The sequence below is a fragment of the Micromonospora sp. RP3T genome (assembly GCF_003027925.1).
Lineage (GTDB): Bacteria > Actinomycetota > Actinomycetes > Mycobacteriales > Micromonosporaceae > Micromonospora.
This window is the reverse complement of sequence record NZ_PYPS01000012.1, coordinates 143,536-167,672: the sequence shown is the minus strand read 5'-3', so window position 1 is coordinate 167,672 and position 24,137 is coordinate 143,536. Positions and strand designations below refer to the sequence as shown.

Annotated in this window: 13 protein-coding genes; 6 read left to right on the top strand and 7 right to left on the bottom strand. The window is 68.0% G+C overall.

The window, feature by feature from the left end:
• From C8054_RS12555 to C8054_RS32730, 3 genes are all read left to right on the top strand, one after another.
• A partial coding sequence (locus C8054_RS12555; RefSeq protein WP_107156952.1) for a pectinesterase family protein occupies positions 1–1,018 on the top strand: 1,018 nt, incomplete at its 5' end.
• 212 nt (positions 1,019–1,230) lie between these two features.
• Complete coding sequence (locus tag C8054_RS32280) at positions 1,231–4,122, top strand: RICIN domain-containing protein (RefSeq protein ID WP_199199715.1); 2,892 nt, start codon at positions 1,231–1,233, stop codon at positions 4,120–4,122.
• Positions 4,123–4,698: 576 nt separating this feature from the next.
• Positions 4,699–4,989 (top strand): hypothetical protein, encoded by a 291-nt coding sequence (locus tag C8054_RS32730; protein WP_233219612.1) that lies wholly within the window; start codon positions 4,699–4,701, stop codon positions 4,987–4,989.
• A gap of 369 nt (positions 4,990–5,358) precedes the next feature.
• On the opposite strand, the gene C8054_RS12535 is transcribed toward C8054_RS32730, so the two are convergent.
• The 3 genes from C8054_RS12535 to C8054_RS12525 all read right to left on the bottom strand — a co-directional run bounded on the left by C8054_RS12535 (position 5,359) and on the right by C8054_RS12525 (position 7,421).
• Positions 5,359–5,859 carry a DUF6036 family nucleotidyltransferase gene (locus C8054_RS12535; RefSeq protein WP_255563022.1) on the bottom strand — a complete coding sequence of 167 codons (501 nt, stop codon included), beginning with the start codon at positions 5,857–5,859 and terminating at the stop codon, positions 5,359–5,361.
• Positions 5,819–6,205, bottom strand: coding sequence for a hypothetical protein (locus C8054_RS12530; RefSeq protein ID WP_107156949.1), 387 nt, complete (start codon positions 6,203–6,205; stop codon positions 5,819–5,821). The genes C8054_RS12535 and C8054_RS12530 overlap by 41 nt, the downstream gene beginning before the upstream one ends.
• Before the next feature lie 307 nt (positions 6,206–6,512).
• Positions 6,513–7,421: a hypothetical protein gene (locus tag C8054_RS12525; RefSeq protein WP_107156948.1), complete on the bottom strand. Its 909-nt coding sequence runs from the start codon at positions 7,419–7,421 to the stop codon at positions 6,513–6,515.
• Between the two features lie 795 nt (positions 7,422–8,216).
• Between C8054_RS12525 and C8054_RS12515 the strand changes: the two genes are divergently transcribed.
• Both C8054_RS12515 and C8054_RS32725 read left to right on the top strand, forming a co-directional pair.
• Positions 8,217–8,645 (top strand): hypothetical protein, encoded by a 429-nt coding sequence (locus C8054_RS12515; RefSeq protein WP_107156946.1) that lies wholly within the window; start codon positions 8,217–8,219, stop codon positions 8,643–8,645.
• Positions 8,646–8,663: 18 nt separating this feature from the next.
• Complete coding sequence (locus C8054_RS32725; RefSeq protein WP_233219611.1) at positions 8,664–8,915, top strand: hypothetical protein; 252 nt, start codon at positions 8,664–8,666, stop codon at positions 8,913–8,915.
• Positions 8,916–9,771: 856 nt separating this feature from the next.
• Here C8054_RS32725 and C8054_RS12495 read toward each other — a convergent pair.
• The gene (locus C8054_RS12495; protein ID WP_233219619.1) at positions 9,772–10,239 is read right to left on the bottom strand and encodes a hypothetical protein; all 468 of its coding nucleotides are present in this window, start codon (positions 10,237–10,239) and stop codon (positions 9,772–9,774) included.
• A gap of 54 nt (positions 10,240–10,293) precedes the next feature.
• The gene (locus C8054_RS12490) at positions 10,294–17,259 is read right to left on the bottom strand and encodes an RHS repeat-associated core domain-containing protein (RefSeq protein ID WP_233219610.1); all 6,966 of its coding nucleotides are present in this window, start codon (positions 17,257–17,259) and stop codon (positions 10,294–10,296) included.
• Between the two features lie 351 nt (positions 17,260–17,610).
• Here C8054_RS12490 and C8054_RS33230 point away from each other — a divergent pair, with 351 nt between their 5' ends.
• Positions 17,611–21,957: an FG-GAP-like repeat-containing protein gene (locus C8054_RS33230; RefSeq protein ID WP_146179913.1), complete on the top strand. Its 4,347-nt coding sequence runs from the start codon at positions 17,611–17,613 to the stop codon at positions 21,955–21,957.
• A 225-nt stretch (positions 21,958–22,182) separates the two neighbouring features.
• Here C8054_RS33230 and C8054_RS12480 read toward each other — a convergent pair whose 3' ends face one another.
• Positions 22,183–23,253 carry a site-specific integrase gene (locus tag C8054_RS12480; RefSeq protein ID WP_107156942.1) on the bottom strand — a complete coding sequence of 357 codons (1,071 nt, stop codon included), beginning with the start codon at positions 23,251–23,253 and terminating at the stop codon, positions 22,183–22,185.
• Entirely contained in the window at positions 23,243–23,545 is a 303-nt protein-coding gene (locus C8054_RS12475; protein ID WP_107156941.1) for a hypothetical protein, read from the bottom strand. Before C8054_RS12475 ends, C8054_RS12480 begins: the two co-directional genes overlap by 11 nt.
• Positions 23,546–24,137: the final 592 nt, after the last annotated feature.

Genomic DNA, 24,137 nt, shown 5'->3' with positions numbered 1-24,137 from the left:
CAACAAGGACGGCTCCACCGCCGGCAACAACCCCATCGTCCAGGAACCCTGCTCCGACGTCGCCCGCATGCAGTGGCGATTCAACCCCGTCGGCAGCACCCCCACCAACCCGCCCACCACCCCGCCGAGCAGCGGCAAGCCGACGGTGGCCGCGGACGGCAGCGGCACCTACCGCACCGTGCAGGAGGCCGTGGACGCGGTCCCGACGAACAACACCACCCGACGGGTGATCACCATCAAGCCCGGCACGTACCGGCAGGTGGTACGCGTGCCGTCGAACAAGCCGAACATCACCTTCCAGGGGCTCGGCTCGTCGCCGTCCAACACGACGATCGTCTACAACAACTCCGCCCACACCAGCGGCACCTCCGGCAGCGCCAGCATGTTCGTCGACGGCGCGAACTTCGTCGCGGAGAACCTGACCATCTCCAACGACTACGACGAGAACACCTACGAGACCGGTGACCAGGCCGTGGCACTGCACCTCAACGCCGACCGGGCGGTGCTGCGCAACGTCCGGCTCCTCGGCGACCAGGACACCTTCCTGGTCAACGACCGCACCCGCGCCTACGTGGTGAGCTCCTACATCGAGGGCACCACCGACTTCATCTTTGGCGGCGGCACCATCGTCTTCAACGCCTCCACCATCCACGAGAAGCGCTCCTCCGGCGGCACCATGACCGCCGCCAGCACCGACAGCGCCAAGACCTACGGCTTCCTGTTCTACAAGTCGACGATCACCGGCGCCGGGAGCAACAACACCACCCTCGGCCGCCCGTGGCGGCAGGGCGCCCAGGTGCTCTACCGCGAGTCGAGCCTCAGCGGCGCGATCAAGAACAGCCAGCCGTGGACCAACATGGGCGACTCCACCTGGCAGAACGCCCGCTTCTTCGAATACCGCAACACCGGCTCCGGCGCGACCGTCAACAGCAACCGCCCGCAGCTGAGCGACTCGCAGGCCGCCAACTACACCCCGCAGAAGTACCTGGCCGGCACCGACGGCTGGAACCCCATGTGACGCACGCCCGCCCACGGCCGGAACTGCTCTTCTGATCCCCGGCCCGCACCACCCGGTGTGGCCGCCCGCGCCCGCACGGCGGCCACACCGGGCCCGGGAGGCGACTGCTTCGGCCACCGCCTCGGTTCCCGCAGACATTCCGGCTCGGCGCCGGCGCGACAGGACAGCGCTCGCGCCGGCCCGATCGCGCTGTACCGACAAGGAGAAACGTCATGGTAGGTAGCGGCAGCCGGGGCCGAGCCCGGCAACGACTGCGACGCGTGCTGGCCGGCGCGGTCGCGAGCATCCTGACAGCCGGTCTTCTGGTCGGGCTGGGCCCGACGGCGGCGACCGCGGCGTCCGTCGACCTGAACGGCTGGTACGTGCTGGTGAACCGCACCAGCGGCAAGGCGATGGACGACTACAACTACGCCACCACCGACGGTGCGGCCGTGGTGCAGTGGACCCGGGGTGACAGCGACAACCAGCAGTGGCGGTTCCTGGACTCCGGTGGCGGCTTCTACCGGCTCCTCAACCGCCACTCCGGCCGGGTCCTCGACAACGCCGGCTGGTCGACCACCGACGGCACCAACATCGTGCAGTGGACCGACAAGAACGCCGCCAACCAACAGTTCCGGCTGGCCGACTCCAGCGGCGGCTACGTCCGGCTGGTCAACCGGTACAGCGGCAAGGCCGTCGAGGTGCAGGGCAGCTCCACCGCCAACGGCGGCAAGGTGGTCCAGCGCAGCGACTCCGGCGCGAACAACCAGCAGTGGCAAGTCGTCCGCGTCGGTGACGTCACCCCCACCCCCGCCGCCGCCACCACCGCCTGGCAGGGCGGCCGCTTCGTCGTCGACACTCCCAACGTGGTACGCCGGTCCAACATCGTGCTCAACCGGGCCAACACCACCGCCAGCGAGTTCGTGCCGCTCGGCAACGGGTCGCTGGGGGTCGCCGCCTGGTCGGCGAACGGGTTCACCGCCCAGCTCAACCGCAACGACACGCTGCCCGACCGCAAGTCACCCGGCTGGGTGGTCATCCCCGGCCTCAGTCGGCTGACCGGCGCCGCCGACTACCGGGCCTCCCTGGATCTCTACGACGGTACGCTGCGGGCCTCCGGCGGCGGCATGACCATGACCGCGTACGTGCGCGCCGACGCCGCTCAGCTGGTCGTCGACGTCACCGGGGCGGACCCCGCCAGCAGCCAGAGCGCGCAGGTGAAGCTCTGGAGCCCGCGCAACCCGACCGCGCAGGCGTCCGGATCGGTCGCCGCGCTGTCGGAGACCTGGAGCGACTGCTGCGGCGGCGGCACCTCCGGGCAGACCTTCGGCTCGCTGGCCGCGGTCAGCGCGGCCGGACGCAACGTCACCGCGTCGACCCCCGACTCGCGCACCGGCCAAGTGAGCTTCCAGCCCCGGGCCGACGGCTCGTACCGGGTCATCGTGGCCTCGCCCCGCTGGACCGGCGGCAACGCCCTCACCACCGCGACCAACCTGATCAGCAACGACCTCACCCGGAGCTCGACGGACCTGGCCGCCGCCCATTTGACCTGGTGGCACAACTACTGGGACTCGGTCGGACTCATCAAGATCACGTCGGCCGACGGGTCCGGCGAGTACGTCGAGAACATGCGGACGCTGTACCTGTACAACATCGCCGCGAGCAACCGCGACTCCATCCCGGGCACCCAGGCCGGCGTCGCCAACCTGTTCAGCTTCGGCCAGGACCACCAGCCCTGGTACCCGGCGGGCTACTGGTTCTGGAACCTGCGCATGTTCATGCAGGCGAACCTGAGCGCCGGCGCCTTCGCCCAGAACGTGCCGATCTTCAACCTGTACCGGAACAACGTGTCGGCCATCGCGGCCTGGACCAGCGCGCACTACCCCGGGCGCCAGGGCCTGTGCGTGCCGGAGACGATGCGGTTCAACGGCAACGGCACCTGGTACCCCGGCAACGAGTCGTGCGACTCGACCATCGCCCCGTCGTACAACTCGCAGACCGTCACCACCGGCGCCGAGATCGGCCTGTGGATCTGGCAGACCTACCTCGCCACCGACGACCGGTCGTTCCTGTCCGCCAACTACCCGGTGCTGAGCGGCGCCGCCCGGTTCCTGCTCTCGCACGCGAAGAGCGGCTCAGACGGCCTGCTGCACACCACCTCCAACGCCCACGAGACCCAGTGGGCGGTCAACGACCCGATCACCGACGTCGCCGCGATGCAGGCGCTGTTCCCCGTGGTGGTCTCCGCCGCGCAGACCCTGGGCGTCGACGCCGACCTGGTCACCCAGGTGCGGGCGGCGATCCCGAAGATCCGCCCGCTGCCACGTACCGACCAGGCCACCCAGACCCAGGTCCTCGGACCGTCCGCGGACGCGGCGGGCACCACCGTGCTCGCGCTGTCGGCGCAGCCCACCGCGACGAAGCACAACGTGGAGAACCTGGGCCTGGAACCGGTGTGGCCCTACAACCTGATCGGCGACACCGGCAACCAGTCGGAACTGGCCAAGCGCACCTTCGCCCACCGCAGCTACGTCGCGGAGAGCAGTTGGAGCCTCGACGCCCTGCACGCCGCCCGGCTGGGCCTGGGCGACGAGATGCGCACCGCGCTGGGCGCCAACGTCGCCAAGTACCAGGTATTCCCCAGCGGCATGGCGAGCTGGAACCAGCAGCCCGAGACCCCCTACCTGGAGCAGCTCGGCGTCACCGCCGCCGCCGTCAGCGAAGGCGTGGTGCAGAGCTACGACGGCACCCTGCGCATCGCGTCCGGCTGGCCCACCGGCTGGGACGTCGACGCCACCGTCCACATCCCGCACAAGGGCAAGGCGTACGTGCAGGTCCGCGGCGGCAACCTGGTCACCGCCGCCGTCGACGCCGGCGCGACCGGCACCCTCACCCTCCGCAGCCCCTGGCCCGGCCAGCGGGTCTCCGTCGTCACCGGCTCGGGGACCACCGTCCTGAGCGGCCAGACCGGCGCCACGATCGCCGTCCCGGTCCAGGCCGGCACGGCCTACCTGATCCAGCGGGAGGCCGCACCGACCACCGCACTGCCGTTCGCGCAGGTCAGCGGCGGCGCCGCCAGCAGCCCGAAGAGCTACAACGGCCGGACGATCGGACTGGCCAGGTAGGCGATCACCGCCCGCAGGCGGCTCGTCGGCGACCCGGTCGGGGCCGCCGACGAGCCGTGTCGCCGCGGCGGCCGCCGCGTGCCCCCGGAACAGCGGCGGCCGGACGCCGGGTCGCTCGACGATCGGGCGCCGAACGGGCCGGGACAGCGGGACACGACACCGGTGCGGTTCGCCCGCACCGGGTGGATCCCGGAGGCTGGTCGGGCGGGTATCACCAACGCACAGTAGGCCCACTCCACCTTCCGGACAGAGGCCTCGCGGTGATGCGAGGTCCTCCGTGGCTTCCCGCGCCGCGCCGGCGTCGAGGAACTGTTCACCGCGGTCCGGCAGCGGCGCGGTCGACTCGACGTGCTGGTCAACAACGCCGTACGCGCCGAACTCGCGCCGATCGCCGACCGGAACTGGGACCGCCCTGACCGTCAACCTGCGCGATGTCGCTCAACCCGACGCCCGCCCCGGCAGCATCGCACCAGAGACCACCGCCGCAAACAAGATCATTGCCGGATGCGACGCCAAACTCACCAATACCGCGCTGTCGCAGACGCCGGAGGCGACCCGGCCACCGTCGCCGGCTGGATGGCCGAGGTCAACGCCCAACGCGCCGCCGCCCTCGCCCAACGCACCGCGGCAACGGCAACGGCAACGGCAACGGCAACGGCAGCACAAGCGCAGACTCCCCGTCGCCTCACCGAGGACGACATCCGACGCCTCGTCGGCAGCTTCGACGACCTCCGCACCACCCTGCGCGACGCCCGCAGCGAGGACAAGAGCACCGTCTACCGCGAGCTACGGCTCGCTCTCACCTACAACCCGGTGAAAACAAAATCAGCGTCGAGGCTAAGCCTGACGCTGATTACTGTGGGGTAACTGTACGTGTCCGAGGGGGGATTGGAACACCCGTGCGTTTCATATGTGCACCATTTCGGGTGCGCATGCTCATAGATTACGGTACAGCCAGGGTTGGCTCAAGTGCTTGCGGTTCGGCAGGTGTTCGCGGCGCGGACACGCAAGCATCCACCGTTCCACCAGCACGGCCTTCGGATTGGATATCGACAGACCGCCACGTCGTCGCCGAACACTCGTTCAGGTGAGACCGTAAACGGATCCGGCCTCTCGGTGGCTGGACTCCAACCTCAAGGATTCGGCCAACTCGATCTTGCGGCCGAGATACGCAGGCTAACCACCTGCAGACGGGTATTGTCGGCGTCTTTTACGCACTCGACGGGAGTGCTCGACCTACTCGAACAGCTCGCGGATGACTCCCATGGCCCGCGGCGAAACGACCTCGTCAGGGTAGAAGTCGCTGCACAGACGTAGGGCGTCATCGACTGTCGCCACCTCGGCCAACGCCGCCAGGGTGCGAAGGTCGTCCACGTCGCGGGTCCGCGCCGCGAGCGCCTTCATCGCGAAGATGTGCTCCGGCGAGGCCGCCATCACGCGCAGGCCAGGGTGGTCGAAGACCCGCCGCCTGCCCGGGTCGTCCTTGCCGGAGACATACACACTGGCCTGCTCGTTGAGCCACCACGGCGGCAACCCCAGTTCGTCGGCGACCGCACGCGCCTCGTCAAGGACGACACCGTGCGGGACAAACATCGCATCGACGTCCCTGGTCACCCGTTTCGCATCGTAGGCGAGCGCCATCGCGGCACCACCCACAACGAAGATGTCGGCGACGACCCCGCGACGGACAAGCCGCTCACGCCGCAGCCAGATCGTGCACGGACAGGTACACGCCATGCTTTCGAAATGCAGCCGGGGCCCATGCCAGGGCGTCGGCCCGGTGGATCGCCAGTTCGGCCGGGAACCACGCCCGCCGCAGCACACGCGCGTCGACCCACGCAGGCGGAGCAAGATCCGCCTGAGCCAGCAGATGCTCCGCGACTGCGGCGAGCAGTGCATCCCACCGCGGATCCCCCGTCAGCCCAGGCTCGTCGTTCAATAGGGCGACCCTGGTTTCGGCGGGCTCCCAGCGGTACTCCTCGAGAAACTCCCATACGAGCTTCCAGCGAGTCTGGTCGGTGTCCGCGGATGCCAGATGGATGGCGAGCCTGGCCAGACTCATCGGTTCGTAGCTGGAACCCATCGGGCAAGCCTCACCTTCGAGCCGACAGCTTCATCCGTTGCAGACTATCGCGGAGCCGACCGCGAACACCGCAGAGGTGAGGTGGCGACGGGGTCCGATTTTCTTGCCGCACCTCTGCTCGGACCGTTCACTCACGCTGACCACGCGGCGCCGCTCTTGTGATCTTGGCGGAAGGCGACGCCGTCTGCGACTTTGCCGCGAACTCAAAGGGGTGCATGCGAGCGTGACTATCAGCCAGATTGCGATCGAGAAGGCGACTCCGGCCGGGCTGGGCAGATCCGTCTCCCACCAAGCCCGGCGGACGGCATCACTTCGCGGGTGTGGTCTTGACGGTGGCGCGTAGCGTCTGTGCGAGGCTGGGCATCGCCTTCCAGCCGTCGGCGACTCGTGCGATTCGGGCGGTGTTGGTGGCAGTGAACTTCTGCAGGTCGTTAGCGGCGGCGTTGACGACTCCATCGAGCCGTGATTCACGGCAGGCCCCGTCGGCAGCGGCAATCTTCTTCTCGAATGCGACAGCGTTGGCCCATTCAGGGAGGGCGGTCGGGTCCGACGGACGCTCAAATGACACAGGCGGGAACTTCTGCTCGACCTTCAGGTACGCCGCGGATAGGTCACCGGCGTCGATTCCGGCCGACTTCATGCAGCTGGCGTATTGGCGAGGCAGGTCCGGTGCGACCTGCTGCTGGACGCTACCGAGCAGGTCCACCAGCTCGACTTCCAGTTCCTGTTGCCCGTCAGGAACCCTGAGCTTCTCACCCTCAGTTGCGGCGTTCTGGCAGGACTCGACAGCAGTGAACCAGCGAGCTTGGTCATCCGCGGCGGCAGGCAAACCCGGGTTGGGGGTCTCACCTCGCTTGGCCAGCATCTCGATACGGGCGGCGACCCCGAAGTCGACGCGCTGGGGCGCAAATCCGAGCAGATCCCCGGGGGCAGGGTCGGTAGGCGGGCTCATCGGCTGATAGGGGGTGACGCCGTACACGACGCCCTTGGTCCGGGCGCAGGCGGCGATCGCGGACTGGCTCGTGAGCCACATCCGCTCCTCGCCGGCCAGACGCTGTTGCGGCGTTCCATATACCTGGTCGATCACAGCGGACAACATGGCCGGGGCATCGACGCCGACGGGCGCGGCGACAGGCATGCCGGGCTGGGCGCAGCCGGCCAGCGCGGCGATGGTAACGGCGGTTGCAACGGCAACGTTCCGGCGGCGGTTAACCATTGGCCGGTGGGCTCCCTTCATACGAGATCAGGACGAGCAAGAAGTGACCGAGCCGCCCCCGCCGTACAGGTACGAACCGGTGGAGGTGAGCCACCACGAGTGGGTGCACTTGTTCGGAATGCTCACGAGGACCTCAGATGGTGGGGTCTGCTGCACCGATAGGTGACGGTTCCAGTCACGCGACCAGACAAGCCGCCGAGCCGAGCACGATAGCCGCCGCCGTGGCGAGTCGGCGGCGCATGGGACCAGGCAAGAGCTTCCTCTCTGATGAACAACGCCACGCCCCTCACCGGCCGCGCGAAAGGCATGGATGAATCCACCGAGCCAGCAGCGTACCCCCCAATCCAACTCGCGTATCGATCTCAGACGATCAAAAGGCCTCTGTGTCATCACCCGCACCAAGACCGTCGCAGTGCGGAGTCGTCGTCGAAGCCGCAGGGTGGATCCTGACCGAGGCCTCCGAGGTGCCCGACTGCCGTGATGAACGCCAGCGGACGGCGGCCGATGCCTCCCGGGCCAGCGCCGACGCGAACCTGTCCGGGGCCACATGGGACAGTGACGGCACCCACGGTGGGCGTCACCGACGCCGAGGACGACCGGGACCGCACCCTCGGCCGGCGGACGATCCGCAAGCCCCGTCACCGCCCACGGTGGCGGGGCTTCTCACCTGTCGACCGGCCGGTCTACCTCGGGCAGGTGGCCGTGCGCCCGCACGGTCGTGGCCGTGGCCGTGGCAGGGCCGTTGCCGGGCCGGGCTGACGCGACGCGATCTCGCGTGACCGCTATCCTCTTGCCGTGATCCGCACTCTCGCCGCCGTGTTCCTGGCTCCGCTGCTGCTCGTCTCGGGGTGTGCGTCCACCGACGTCCCCACATCCGCCAGGGCCAACCCCAGCGTGCCGGCGGACCGGGAAGCCGTCGGCGCCTGTCTGCTGGTGGCCCGGACGATCGAGCGGAAGGACGTGCTCTTCGGCTCGGGCACGCGACCGGCGGCACGCGCCGCGCAGTCGACCGATCCGGGCATCCAGGAGGCCGGCCGGGAGCTGATGACGGCGGGCACGGCGGTCGAGGAACTCCTCGTCAAGAACGCCCCGGACGTCGATCGCGGACCGGCCACCGCGCGCCTGGTCGAGGCGCAGCAGAAGTTGCTGTCGGCGTGCACCGACCTCTTCGGACCACAGCCGTGGCCGTTCGACAACCAGCCGTCGCCCCGCGCCACGAGCTGAGCCGATGAAGGAACTCGGGTGATCAGGGCGATCTTCCTCGACATTGGCAGAACGGTCCTCGACAAGTCACGCGAGTTCGTCGACTGGGCAGACTGGTTGCGTGCACGGCGGCCTGGTCGAGCAGCGACGCAACGGCACCCGACGGCGCTGTTGGCTCCGCCCGACCAGCTCGCCCTGCTCGGCACTGGAATCGACGAGCAACGCCGACCCTGGAGCGACCGCCTCGACGCGCCCGCGCACCAACTCAACGGCCAGGAGGCTGTCCGATGACCCGTCAGCGCCGAGCTGCGCGGCGATGAACTGATCGACCACCGCCACCTCAACACCGAGCCCGCCCGGGTCTGGACGGTGTTCACCTAACCGACTGATGTCGCCGCGTTCTGGGGCGGCTCGCACGTCATCATGCCACCCGACTCGGTGACCATGGACCCAGTTCGTGCTCGACACCCGGGCGTCGGACGGCACGACCCGGCGGCTCTGCTTCCTCTACGTGCGCCTTGACCCGACCCGCGAACTCGTGCTCGACGAGCCGGTCACCGCCCTGCACACCAGCGTGACCCTCGGCCCACCAATGGAGACACCGACCCACCATGCACCAACGCCGACTGCCGGCGGAGCAGCGGATCAGCCGGGTGGCCGACGGGTTCGCCTCGATCCTGGACGCCCTCGCCAATGACCTCACCGAGGACAGAGCCCGCCGTATCACAGCCGATTCAGCGTGACCTGGTCGCCAGATACTTCGCCGACTTTCGCGCTGGCGACCACGCACGCATCCCGGCATCCTCACCGAAGACGTCGACTTGGTCGTCCACGGGCACCGCAACATACGGGCCGGGCCGAGTACGACGGCGAGATCGAGAATCGGCCTTTCTCGGGCAGCCCGCAGCTCGACGTCGAGCGGGTGATCAAGGACGGGCCGGTGGTGGTGGTCACCGGCGAGGGACGAACCGTTCCGGTTCGCCTTCAACGACCTGTTCACTTTCCGCGACGGGCTGATCGTGCGCGGCGACTCCGCACTTCGTGCCGCCGCCCTGAGGGAGTCGCGAGGGTGGAATCGCGGTGTCGAGGCACCGGACGCTCCTCAATCCCGCAGGTGGTTGAGGAGCATCCGGCCGACTCCACGAACTTAGTCCCGCAAACCCATCGCCCGACGGATCGGCCCCGCCAGCGCCGGATTCTTCAGCCTCATGACGCTGATGAATCCGTTCCAGGTCGTCGCTCCAACGACGACCCGCTCGTCCAATGCCATCATGACGAAGCCGGGTCGTCCCGAAGGCCCTCCCAGCACACCCCAGTCCACTCCTCTGCCGATAACATCCCACTCGCTACGCAGCCGCACTCGAGCCCAATGCGGCCCCGCCGATGGGTCCCCATCGACCGGGCCGACCGAGACGAGGAAGCAATCATCCTCGTCGAACAGCCCGCCCGTGTCGGCAAAGTTCCACCAGGCTGCATTCGCACCCTCAATCAGGGCAGGATCATCGAACATGAATTCGACGTCCTCCCTGCCGTCCTCGACGGAGCAGGCCGAGAGCATCCAGGCCGCCGCAGCTGGCAGCTCGACTGTAGGCCAGGTGAAGTCGACCAAGTCCACACCTGCGGTACCCAGCGAAGCAGCGATCATCTCCGGATTTGGCATTCTCTTCACTCACCCACACGGCCGATAGGTGGTGATCCGGTCGTAGTTGTGACCAGTTCCCGGGCGCCCACCCTTCGGGCCTACCCAACCAATGGTGCCATCGGCCTTCACTAGGAGACGGTAGTCGTTACCGCCGCCGGGAATTTCGTAGATCTTCGCACCCCTCCAGTAGGTTCTGGCACCGATGGGTCCGGATCGACCGTCGAAGGTGTCAGGAACCTGCACGGTCCGGCCGTTCACTCGAACAGGGCGACCGTTCTCCATGCGGGTCGTCATGCGCTGCGACAGCTCACCACGATTGTACGCGTCAATTCCGGCTTGCACGATCCGGGGCGGGGTGAGCCCGTCATTGTGTACCAGAACCGGGACGCCACCAGCAACCACGTAGTACGTGTGAAGCCCGTTTACGGTCAGGTTGAAGGCAAGCGCCGTGTGTAGGGAAGCCGGGCGGAGGCCACCGACGATCGCTGCTCCTCCGTTAGGAGCGAGAACGAGATCGCCTCGGTCGAGCTGGTCGGCCCGCTGCCATTCGCGTTCCGTTTGGTTCCAGTACGGATGGTCCTCGGTCGTGACGACAAGTGCCTCCCCGACCTCGAGTTCGATGAGATCGTCGAGGTGTTTCCAAACATGATCGACTCTCCGAGGTCCCTGCTCGCCTGTCTCCGGATCCGTCGCGAGGACCTCGTCACCCGCTCGAATCTTCTGCAGCGCCATGACCGAGCCGTCGGCCATGAGAACTTCAGTGTCACCACTGAAGCTCATGCATCCGCAGTTGCAGCCACCTCGTCCATTGGGGCGGCCCCTCGGCCCCAGTCCGCGTCCAGCACCCGCAGCAGCACCCAGCGCCCCAACCCCCCCGGGGATCAAGTCGTCGGAAGGCAGCACCTCCGCCAGCTTGTCGATATTGGGGTTGTATAACTCCTCTACCCACTTCTGGCATCCACCCGGATTCCCCATCTCGACGCAGATGTTCATCGCCAAGGCCCGTTCGCTGACGGGCGCGAGCTCCACGCTCGGGACGAGCGCGTCCATCGCGAAATGTGCGCCGCGTTGTTCATTCCAGCGGCGGGTGAACTCTTCCAGCGGCACTGTCTCGGGGACTCGGATGACGTGACCGAGGATGCGGGGGTCGTTGCGACGCGTGGGGGCGCTACCCGACTGCTTCCGACTGGTGCCCCAGGCCTTGTTAGCCTCCGTGCCGCACCCGCCCGGGCAGCCCTTGGCCGGACTGTATCCGTAGCAGTCGAACTGGCGGCAGTCGTCCGGGATGAGGCCGGTCGGGTCGCTCGTGGTGACTGGCGAGTTGTTGGCGTATGCGTAGCCGTTCCACTGCTGCGGGCTCGACAGGTCCTGAAGTGGGTCCAGGGAGACGAAGCGACCGGTCGTTGGGTCGTAGTTGCGGGCGCCGACCTGGGTCAGCCCGGTGGCGGTGTTCAGCGGCTGGTTGAGGAAGCCACGGTTGTCAGGCGCCGTGACGGTGGCGCCGCGCTGGCCGCCGTAGGGCGTGAACTGACGCCAGGTGGGGATCTGCGCGGTGTTGTTGAGGTAGAGGGTGGGATTCCCCTGGTGGTCCGGGATCAGGTAGCTGTAGTTGGTGCCACTGCCGGTCCGGATGGCCGTCGCGCCGTTGGGCAACGGGTAGTAGCGGACACCGCTGACCGCGTTGGTGGTGGTGTTCAGCGTGATCTGCTGGGTCGGCAGGTAGAGCGTTGTGGTGCCGGGGTCCCGCTGGACGAGGAGGTTGCCGTCGGCGTCGTACAGGAAGGAAGTGTTGCCGTCCCGACCGCCGGTGACCGCGGTCAACTCGCCGGTCTCGTCCCAGGTGAGCGTCTGATTGCCCTGACCGGCGTTCCGGGCGGTCATGTTGCCGGTCTTGTCGTAGGTGTACGAGGTCGAGCCGGTCAGGCCACCGGCGGTGGTCGTGCCGGTCAGCGTGTGCGGCTGGCTGGCGCCGTTGCCGTTGTAGACGTAGTCGGTGGTGGTGTCGGCCCCGCCGCTGAGGGAGCGCTGGATCTGGGTCTTGCGGTTGCCGACAGCGTCGAAGGTCCACTCGGTCCAGAACGCGCTGGTCGAGCCGATGCCACTGCCCACCTTGGCGCGGTTGGCGACGGTGGGCTCGGTGGCGCAGTTGTCGGTAGCGGTCCAGGCCGAGGTGAGCCGCCGCAGGCCGTCGTGGCGGTAGCACTGGGTCTCGGCCGCCACGCCGGGCAGGTTCCGGGTCTCGACCTGCTTGACGATGTTACCGAACCGGTCGTACTCGTAATCACGCTGGCCGATGTCGGAGGTCGACGTGGCCGTCTTGGTGATCTTGCGTTGCTTGAGCCAGCCGGTGTGATCGTCGTAGATGTTGACCATGGTGGCCTGGCTGTTGCTGGCGTTAAGGCCGCCGCCGGTCACCCGCCCCCACGCGTCGTAGCTGGTGACGTTGGCGTAGGTGGCCAGCAGGCTGCCCGCCCCATTGGGAATCTCCAGCGCGCTCTTGTAGGAATAGGTGACGGTCTCGGTGGGCAGGCCGCCGGCGGCCTGCCAGGCGTCGCTGTACGGCTTGCCGGTGACGCCCAGGTACTTATGGGTGAAGGAGTAGGTGTTGCCGAGCAGCCCTTCGGTCGCCGGGATCGTGATCGTCTCGCCGGTGGAGGCGCCGAAGGCGGTGAAGCCGCCGTACTGGGTGGTGTAGGCAGCGCCGTTGCGGTAGGTGGTGGCCGTGGTCAGCTTGCCGATCGGGTTCGTCATCCCAGCGACCGCGTTGTTGGTGTTGTCGTACTCCCACTTGCCGAACTGGTTGGCCGACGACTGGTCCTTCTTCGCGGCGGTGAAGCTGCCGGTCTTCCGGTTGATCTTGTCGTAGGTGTAGGAGACGGTCTTCCCGCGCGCGTCGGTGGTCTCGGTGACGTTGCCGACGCCGTCGTACGTGGTGTTGCTGGTGCCGGCGACCGGGTCCGTCTTGCTGGTGACCCGGCCCAGCAGGTCGTACTGGCTCTTCCAGTCGGCGCCGCTCGCATCGGTCAGGAGCGCCTGGTTGCCGCGGTCGTCATAGCCGTAGCTGGTGGTGGTCGTGGTGCCGCCCGTCACCTGGAAGGTGCCGGTGAACGCGTTCGCCGGGCTGACCAGGGTGGGCGCGGCGGTGTACTGGAGCAGCGTGGTGGCACGACCCATCGGGTCGGTGACGGTGGTGGTGACGGTGCCGCCCGGCGGCGGGATCACCGTGGTGCGGTCACCGTTGTGGACCATCCGGGTCGACGAGACGACCAGGTTGTCGCGCTTGCTCTCGGCGAGGATCACCCGGCCCGCACCGTCGTAGGTGTTGAACGTCTGGTTCAGCACCTTCTTGGACAGGTCCGTCGCGTACACCGGAGTGGTGCCGGGATCACGCTCGGCATCCCACCAGCCGTTGTAGGTGGCGGCCACCCAGCCCCGGCTGTCGTAGAACGTGTCGGTGACCATCCGCCCGCCGGCCGGAGTGGTGGCCTGCGTCTGGCGGGGCCGCAGCTGGGCGTCGTAGATCTGGATCGCCGGCGCCCACCCACCGGAGTTGTTGAGCGTCTCGGTGGTGGTGGCGGTCGGGCCGGTCTTCTGGACCAGGTAGGTGTAGCGGACGTTGGGTGAGGTGCTGTTCGCGCGGGACGCGCCCCAGACCGCCTTGACCCGGCCGAGCGCGTCGTACTGCCGGGTGGTCACCACGCTGTTGGCGTCGCTGCTCACCGTGGTGAGGTTGCGCATCGGCGTGACCGTCGTGGAGGTGGAGTGCCCCTCGGCGTTGGTGGTCTTGACCCCGACGGTCAGGCCGACCGAGTTGTCGGTGTAGGTGGTTCGGCTGACGTTGCCGTTGGCGTCGTACGTGGCGACGGCCCGCCCGTAGCTGTCGAAGTCGGCCCGGCCGGTGGTCTGGTAGACGTAGGCGCCGGACTTGTAGTCCTCGGCCTGGCGCACCATGGTGACCGTGCCCCGGGTCGGCACCTTGGTCTGCGGGAACGCCTCGTCGAACGCGGGGTCGTCGTAGTAGGTCCGCACGTGGGAGACGACCTGGCGGGGGCGGTCGACGGTCGCCGGGGCGGTCAGCGTGTTGACGCCGCCCGGCGCGGTCGCGGGTGAGCCCTGGGTGTAGCCGCCGCAGGCCACCGAGACGGTCTCGACCTGGCTGATCAGACCGGTGATGTTCGCGCCTGTGTTCGCCGGCGCGTACTTCGTGGAGGTGCAGCGGTCGTAGGCGGCGTTCACCGGGACCGTGTGGTCGTAGGAGTACGTGATCAGGCCAAAGGTCGGCGAGTTCACGTCGGTGTCATAGGTGGTGTCGGTCTGGCTGTAGCGCCAGGTCGTCGTGCCCGACGAGGTGACCGCCTGCCGGTTCCACTTCTGAACCTGGCCCATCTTGTGGGCGGTCAGCGCGGGCAGGCCGGCACGCGCACGGGTGGCGGTGGCGCCGGACACCCAGTAGGAGGTCACCGACGAGGTCTCCACCGGGCCGGTATCACCACGGTGGGTGGCGCTCTCCAGCTCCCGCCCGGCCAACTGGTCGAGGTCCTCGTGCTGCCCACCGGCGGAGTCGGTCACCTTGACCACGGTGCTGTTGTTGTTCTTCGACATGCCGCGGTAGTAGGTCGAGACGGACAGCGTCTGCGCGTCGTTGACGCCGTCACCGTTGCGGGTCTCCACCGTGCCGTAGCCGCGGAACTGGCCGTAGGTGCGGTACTTGGCCTTGACCACCTCGTTGTCGTCGTAGCGCCAGGCCGCGCCGCCGACGTACTTGTAGCTGGTCGAGGTCGACCGGGCGCCGCCGGTGGGGTCGGTGGCGGTGACCCTGGTGACGGCGTACTTGTGGAACCAGTCCCGCTTCGGGGTGGTGAGGCCGTCCGGGGTCCAGTAGACCGGGTAGCAGGAGCGCGTGTTCGTGTCCGGGGCCAGGGTGACCGGCGCGGCGCACGGCAAGGGCAGTTCGTAGCTGGCGGCGATGACGGAACCGGTCTCGGTGGTGACCGTCTCGATGCGCTGCCGGTAGAACGACGGGAAGCCGCCGGCGGTGTCGACGCGGTTGGCCAGCTTGATCCCGGTGAAGGAGACCGACGGCAGGCTGATCGGGGCGGTCGACCCGCCGGAGGTGAGGTCGTGCCCGGTCCGGCTGATCGAGTCCAGCCACAGCGTGGGCGCGGTACCGTCGCCGGTGGCCGGCATGGTCTGCGCGAGCGCGTACGTGTCGACCGGCAGGTGCTTGCCGGCGGTCAGGTCGTACTGCTGGGTCTGGATGGAGGTCAGCCGGACCGTGGAGAAAAACGACGGGCTCCAGGACTTGCAGTCGGTGTCCTTGGCACAGACCAGGTCGTAGGGGACGTCGGGCCAGTTGGCCTTGGTGGTAGCGTTCAGCGGCTTGCAGGTGCCGGACAGGCAGCGGTCATCGGTGTTGAACACGACCCGGTCCGGCACGGTGCCGTAGGCGCCGCCGTCGGTGAAGCCGTAGTCGATGCGGGCCAGGTTGCTGTCCCGGACGTAGGGCACGTCGGTGGCGCCCTCGTTGCGGCCGTAGTAGTTGACGTCCTGGTTGTAGTAGTAGGCCATGGCATTGCCGTGCGGATCCTTGACGTAGTCGAGGTTCCACCGATGCGCCATGGTGCAGACCGACGCGCCGAACCCGGCGCTGTCGTAGCAGGGGTCCCCGGCGTGCGGGGAGTAGACCGGACCGGAGTCGACGGACTTCGTCTCCGGCTTGTCCGTGGTCCACCCGGGCAGCCGGTTGCGGCCGAACTCGTAGGTCGTCCCGTCCGGCTCGGTGACCCGCCAGTAGTCGGTGTTGTAGGTGCCGCTGCCGTTGTTCGACCCGGTGACCTGGGTGACGACCGAGCCGTTGTCGCTCTGGAGCTTCCAGATCTTCTTGCCGGCGTCCCAGATCATCGACGACGACGAGCCGTTGAGCGACAGCGTCAGGATGGGCCCGGTGTAGCAGCGGTCGTAGGTCTCCTTCGGCGACGGGCTGCCACCCGGGTTGTCCTTGCAGGACACGAACGTCTGCTCAACGTAGTTGCGCGGCGTCGACCAGCCGTCGCCAACCCAGGACGCCTGCGCGTTGGTGGCGACGGTCTGCCCGTCAACCGCGCTCGAGTCGTAGGAGAGGGCGAGTTGCGGCGCAAGTTTCGACCGTGCCGGCGGCAGGGTCAACGGGTAGGAGTAGCTGAACGAGCCGGTGCTGCCACCGGCGCTCCACGAACCGGAGGGCTTGAGGTCGGTGGCGGCGTACGTACCGCCGGCACCGCCCTCTTCGCCGGCGCCGGCCACGGCGGCGACGAGCATCGGGGTGGCGGTCGTTGACGGGGAGGCGTCGAGCGGAATCTCCGCCGAGACGGTGTGGGCGGCCGGGTCATTGGTCGAGGGCAGCGGCTGCTGCGTGCGGCACTCGGAGCGCTGCGGGGTGGTCAGCGCGCAGGCGGGCAGCCGAACCAACTTGAGCCGCAGGCCGTAGTTGCCGCCATACGCCTCGGTGAACGCACCGTAGTCCACCCCCACACGGACGGTCCCGGCACCCGTGGCCCGCGCGGCCGGCTGCGGGGCGACACTGGCGAGCACGCCATTGACCCCGACGGCGGTGGCCTTGGCGCGGTCGAGCACACGCACGTCGAGCCGCGTCGGGCCGGTGTAGGCGGCCCGGGCCTTTGCCACCGGGCTCACCCAGATCGGCGTACCCGCGGCGCGGGCCTTGACCGGGGCGGTTGCCCCGGCGGTGGCGGCGGCGAGGTCCACCTGCGCGGCGGCGGCCCGCGGCCACGTGGTCCGGGTCGGCGTGAAGTTGGTCTTCGCGTCGTTGCGCGGCGTCACGAAGCGGCTGGGCAGCGGCTTCACGCCGTCGACCGACCGGCCGGGTGACGGGACCGGCGGTTTCACCGTCGTCGGTGTGGTGGCGCTGGCCGGCGTGCCGACCAGCACGCCGACGGTGACGACCGCTGAGACTACGGACGCAATCCATCGTGTGCGGCGCGTGAACAGCCGCACTCCCCCGTGCCTGAGCATGCGAATCCCAACCTGAGTGTATGGATGAGGTGACCACGCCGGCTGTCCTCGCACACCCTCCGTGGCGCGATCAATCTGCCACGTAACCAAGCCGGTGGATGTCACGAGACGATAACAATCGATCATGTTCTTTACCATAAAACTGTCGCAGTGAGTGCGAAAGGGACAGCGCTCAGTGACGAAGGGATTCCCCGGTCCGGGTGAGCGCTGGTTCACTGTGCCGGCTATCGGACGCGCATCCGTCACGTCCCTCGACACGGGGAGCTCCTCACCATGTCCGCAACCCGGCCACCACATCGACCGAGGACCGTCCCGCTCGCGGCAGCGGTCACCATGATTGTCACCGCCGTCGCCGTCGCGCCCGGTACCACCGCCGTCGCTGCTGCGGACGGCTACGCCGGAGCCATCCGACCGGCAACCGCCACCGGCACTTCCCTCGATGTCGAGGAAGCGCTGACAGAGGCGCGTCGGACCGGCCAGTCGGTGGAGGCAACCGCCGCCGGCACCTCCTCCTCGGTAGTCACGGCCCTGCCCAACGGTCAGATTCGCCTGACGCAGCACGCTACGGCCACCCGCAAGAGGGTCGACGGTGCCTGGAAGGCCCTGGACGCGACGTTGGCCCGACAGCCGAACGGCACTATCACCTCAAGTGTGACGACCAACGAGGTGAAGCTGTCCCCGGGTGGAGACGCCCCGCTAGCCACGCTCGTGTCCGGTGATCGCGTTTTCACCGTCGCAGCGCCGATGCCGCTGCCCCCGCCAGCCCTGTCCGGTGACACGGCCACCTACCGCAACGTGCTTCCTGACGTCGACCTGGTCGCCACGGCGAGCCGCAACGGCGGCTTCTCCCACGTGTTCGTCGTCCACACTCCAGAAGCCGCAGCAGATCCCGCCTTGGCCACCCTCGAGCTCGACACCCAGGCAACTGGCTTCACTCTCGACGTCGACGCCGCCGGCAACATCGCCGGACGGGACCGCTCCGGAGCAACCGTTCTTTCCGCCCCTGCGCCACTCATGTGGGACTCCAGTTCGGGACCCGTCACCAAGCCCGCCGCACGCGGCGGACTGTCGTCCAGCAGCACCGCCATGCCCGGACGAGCGGCACGTACCGCCCCGATCAAAGTACGGCTGCAGGGCCGGCAGCTGCGGCTGACGCCCGACCAAGACCTGCTGACCAGCGCGAAGACCACGTATCCGGTCTATATCGATCCGACCTTCACCTGGTCGCCGGCCGGCTCCAGCCGAGGAGGCTGGGCCAGCATCTCCTATCAGCACCAGTCCACGAACTATTGGATGAACACCCCGGACCCGTACGACCGAATGCAGGTAGGCAACTCGGGAGTACAGCGGTCCAACACCTTGATCAACTTCACGGTACCGATCAGCACCCTGACGAACGCCGAAATCAATTCGGCCTACTTCAAGATCACAAATACTCGGTCGTATAGCTGCGACGACAAGCAGGTCAACGTCTACGCACCCGACACGGTGTTGAGCAGCAGCAACGCCACCTGGAACTACTGGGAGGGCCAGAGCAGCGGCCCATTGGCCGCCTCCAAGAGCTTCGCGTACGGATACACCGGCTGCGGAGCCAACGGCGTCTCCTTCGACGTCAAAACGCAGATCCAGCGCGACGTCAGCAGCAGCCACAAGACCCGTACCCTGTGGATGAAGGCGGCGAACGAGGCCAGCGATGCGGAGAGCTGGAAGGAATTCCTGGAGACGAGCCCGACACTCGAGATCGAGTACAACCACAAGCCGAACAAGCCGGCCGGCTTGACCACCTCACCAAAGACCGCCTGCACCGGAGGATCCACCGTCGGTGACGCGTCGGTCTCGCTCTACGCGCCGGTTTCCGACCGCAACGGTGGCGTCCTCGGGGTCTCGTTCCGGGTCACCCGCAAGAGCGACGGTGCGGTCGTGGCCACGTCCAACCCGAACCTGCTGACCTCGGCCTCGGGCGCCACCTCGGTGCTCGTCGTCCCACAGGCCACGCTGCGCCAGTATGCCGGCTACACCGGCCCCGGCACGGGCTCGGTCACCGCCTTCACCTGGCGGGTCCAGGCAACGGACTTCCGCACCCCCAGCGACTGGTCGGACACCTGCACCTTCAACTTTGACCCCACTCGTCCCGGCCACCCCGAGGTGAGCAAGCCCCAGGGCGCCATCCTCGGCCAGCCGACGACCTTCACCATCACCGCAGCCGGCGGCACCACCCCGAGCGGGTACCTCTATCAACTCAACGCCGGCGCGCCGGTCCAGGTGCCCAATGCCGGCGCCGGTGGTACCACCGTGTCGATCCTGCCTACCCGCTACACCAACACCCTGACAGTCACCAGCCTCTCCCCCGGAGGCAACATCGGTGACTCCGAGAGCGTCACCTTCAACGCGGATCCCACCATCACCGCGGCTGACGGGGACATGACCGGCGACGACGTTCCCGACCTCCTGGCCACCGGCAGTGTCAACGGCCTGCCACCAGGACTCTGGCTCACCGAAGGCGGCTCCGACGGTCCCGCCGCGCCCGCCACCAACATCGGCGCCAAGGGCAACGGGCTGACAAAACCCGGATCATCAAAGGATTACAACGGCGCTCAAGCCATCACCGGCCAGTTCTCCGGCTACGCGCTGCAGGACGTTCTCGTCTACTACCCCTCCGGACCCTTCGCCGGGGGCGGCACGGTCCTTCGTACCAACGGTGACGGGTCCGTCATCCAACCGTCCGCGGACGACACCCAGTACACGATCCAGCGGGAAGACCTCATCGACGAATCCGGGCAGTCCCCCCTGCAGGTGGCCAGCGCCGGCGACGCCCGCCACACCGGATCGTCGCGCCACGATCTCATCGGCATCAGCGGCAACAACCTCGGCTACTACCTCACCTACTACCCGTCGGTAGCACCCGGCGCCTTCCAACAGGTCACCCGCACCTCCGCAACCACACCCGATGGCAGCACCGACTGGAACAACTGGACCATCGCCACCGCGCAAACCACCACCAGCACGGGCACCAGCACCGCCATGTTCCTCTGGGAACCCAGTACAGGGGCCCTGCACCTCTGGACCGACCTCAGCATCGACATCGATAGCGGCCAGATGACCTACACCCCCTACACGATCGCCGCAGCCGACTGGAACAAGACCGCCGCCGTACGGCTCCGGGCCGCCGACATCACCAACGACGGACTCCCCGACCTCTGGACAATCGGCGACGGTGGCGTAACGAAGGTGTGGCGCATGACCAGCCTCGCCGGCACCACCGGAACCATCACCGCCGACACAGACCGAGGGATCCTCACCCCCAACCACGCCTGGCACCTCGGCGAGGCAACCGAAGGACCGGTCAGCAGCCTGCCCGCAGAGGACGCAGTCGGAACACTCGCCGCGACAGGCAGCGGAGCCGCGACCTGGCACTCCGGTGACCTCTTCGACCCCAGCATCGACCTCGACGGCCTCAACAGCACCCTGACCACGCCGTCTTCAGCGGTGCCCACCAACGGCGAGTTCTCCCTCTCGGTCTGGGCGAAGCCCGACGCCACAGGCGGCACCGTCCTCTCCCAGGACGGCGTCAACACCGCAGGCTTCAGGCTCTGGGCGGAGGCGAGTGACAACTCCTGGCGGTTCGCCATGTCCCGCAGCGATGTCGTCAGCCCAGCCTGGGACACGATCAGCAGCGGTGCCAACACCGTTCGGCTAGGCGTCTGGACAGAGCTGACGATCACCTACAAGCCCGCCAGCGGAAACCTCAGCAGCATGTACCTCTACATCAACGGACGTAACGTCGGCTCGGCGGCACACTCCACCACCTGGAACGCCGACCGGAGCATGCGATTCGGCAGCACACGCACCGGAACCAGCACAATCGGCAGCTACTTCAACGGCCAACTCTCCACGATCCAGACTTGGACCTCGGTCGCCCTCAACCCGACACCCGCCCCCCACGACCTGACCGGCGACGGCAAACCGGACCTCGTCACCGCGGACTCATCCGGCAACCTCCACCTCCGCGCCAACACCGGCGGCACCGGCATGGCCACCTTCGGCGCACCCGTCAAGATCGGCAACGGCTGGGGCAGCCTACGATGGGACATCCACGACTGGACCCAAGACGGCCTCGCCGACGTCATGATGGTCGACACCACCGGGAACCTCTGGGCGTACCCGAACGTCAACGGCGCACCCAGCTCCGGACGCCGCAAACAACTCGGCGTCGGCTGGAACGACTACACCCACGCCTCAGCCAACGCCAACACCTCACCACGACCCGACCACTTCGGCATCAAAAACTCGACCGGCGAGCTGTTCTACTACCCCAACGGCTGCTGCAAGGTACAAGTTGACGACGCCGGCTGGTCGAACCACCGCATCTACCCCGCCGACTTCAACCGCGACGGTCTCGACGACCTCATCGCCATCGACCCAGCCGGATACATGTGGTACTACCCGAACACCGGACAAGCAGGACACGCCATGCTCGGGACGCGGAAGCAGATCGGCGTCGGCTGGGACTCTCTCCGGGTAGCCATAGCAGACATCAACAGCGACGGGCTTCCCGACGCCGTCGCCGCAGCGTCAACCGGCCAAGCATGGGTGTACCCAGGCATGAGCACCATCAACTGGGGCACCCGATTCCAGGTGGCCAGCGATTGGAATGCCACCGTGGTCAAGAATATCGGCTAAGACAACCAGGAAATCGGTCCGGTGTCTCGAGGTAAGGTATCGAGGCACCGGATCTTCCGCCTAATCCATTGAGCGCTTTCATCCGTAAGTAGGTATCTGCGGTCAGAGGCAACGAGGGGGAGCAGAGCGGAGGTCGCGCTGCGGTTGCACGGCCGGTCCGACCACCTCGCCGCGTGCGGTGCGGTCGGAGCTGGCTCGCCCGGCACCGCACGCGGCTATTGGCCCCTACTCGGACGTGGGCCACGCGACGTGGTTCACCGGCGACCCCGCACCGCCGTGATCTGCCACCCGGGCCAGTGGATGGGGCTGGTTGGTCATGGCGGACAGCGCGTTGGCGACGTCGTGCAGGTCGGCCTTGATGTAGGTGGTGATGGAGGATCCGGGGCTGTCGGTGTGTCCGGCGTAGGCGCGGGCGATGCCGTAGCCGAAGTGCCGTTCCACCCAGGTCAGCGTGGTGTGGCGCAGCCAGTGGGTCGAGATGCCGTGCACGGCTACCCAGGGCAGGCGCGCGCCCAAGCGTTGCCACAGGTGGTCGTAGCGGCGGCTGGTGATCGGGTGGCCGTTGCGTGCGCGCAGGAGCGGGTCGGTCGGCAGGACCGCGCCGCGAGCGTCGGCGTGCTCTCGCAGGTGTCCGGCGAGGTCGAGGGTGATGGGCTGCCAGCGGACAGTGGATCCTTTCTCGGTGAGGCGGACGAGTCCGTTGGTGGTATCGAGGTCGATCAGCCGTAGGGCCAGGGCGCCGCTGCGGCGGCATGCGGTTTCGGTGTGCAGGCGTAGGAGCAGCGCGTCGAGGATGACGTCGTTCCCGCTGGTGCGCGCTATCGCGTTGATCTCCTCCAGCTCGTGTGCCGTCAACGCGCGGCGGGTGCCGGGTAGGCGTCGGGGTTTCGCGACGCGGTGCGCGGGGCTGGCGGAGGCGTCGATCAGCCCGTCGGCGATGGCCCGTCGGTAGTAGGCGCGGGCGGCGGCGATGACGTGTTCGCCCGCGTGCCGGCCGTTGCGGCTGTTGCGCCGCGCCACGGCGCTGGCGATCATCGCCTGTTTCAGGGCCTCGACGTCGCTGGCGGTGATGGTGTCCAAGGACCGCTCGGGCCAGGCGGCGGCCATCCGGTCCCAGTAGGTGCCGTAGGTACGGCGCGCTCCGGGCCCGGCAGCGGCGACTACACGGGGCAGGTACTCGGCGACCGTCGGCACAACGGACGGCGTCGCGGGGTGAGACTGCAGATCGGTCACCGTGACGCGGAGGTGAGCCAGAACCTGGCGAGCGGCAGCGACGGCGGCGGGGTCAGCGGTCATCGCCGGCTCCCGCCAGGTGAGTGTGCAGGTCGGCGAGCAGGCGTACGACGGTGCTGACGGGATGCACGACGACCAGGTCGTGCCTAACGATGGCGGCGAGCAGCACGGGTTGACCGGGCTCGATGCGGCACATGTGCCGGGCATTCGCTGGCAAGGGTAGGTCACCTCGGCTGCCCACCTGGTGGCGGCCGTCGCTGGCCGAGCAGATGACGAGCATGCCGTGACGCGGCTGAATGTCGAGGCGGTGGTGCGGAGGCCAGCCCAACGCGCGCAGGAGGTGCTGCGCGCTCACCCGGCCACAGCGTGCCGGAAGAGCCATCCACAGCAACAGGGGCGCCTCGGTGATCGCCGACGGGCAGACTCGGGCCGGTAGAGCGGGCATCGGCATCGGGCTTGGGCCCGGACGCGCGGGCAGGGCAGCCGGTACGAGTGGACCGACGAGGTGTTCCTTCGGTCGGATAGGTCGTGTCATGACCGAACAATCACATTCAGGCAGTACGCGACGAGGCACGATCCGTTCGGCGGCCTTCTCCCGGCCCTTCACCGACCTCCGCCGACATCAAGATCACGCGCAACAGCAAAGCCGGGTAGGTATGAATGAGCGGGACCAGGTTCCTGCCCAAGACTCAGGCGCAGGCGAGGTGCATCTTTGCCGCGATACGGTCGTGGCAACCCCGGCTACCGCCCCGCCGCTTCCGCTCCTCGCCGCCGTGCGGCTCCGGCGCGGGTCGGCTTATATCGCACGCTGCCGCAGCGCTCGCGAGAGGCCAGCCGCCAACGACACGGCTGTCGATTCCTGTCCCCAGGGCTACGCTTCGACCCCTGAAGACCGTAATCTTACGTCTTCGGTCACTGGTGCGTCTCGGAGAGTAGCGAGGAAGTGT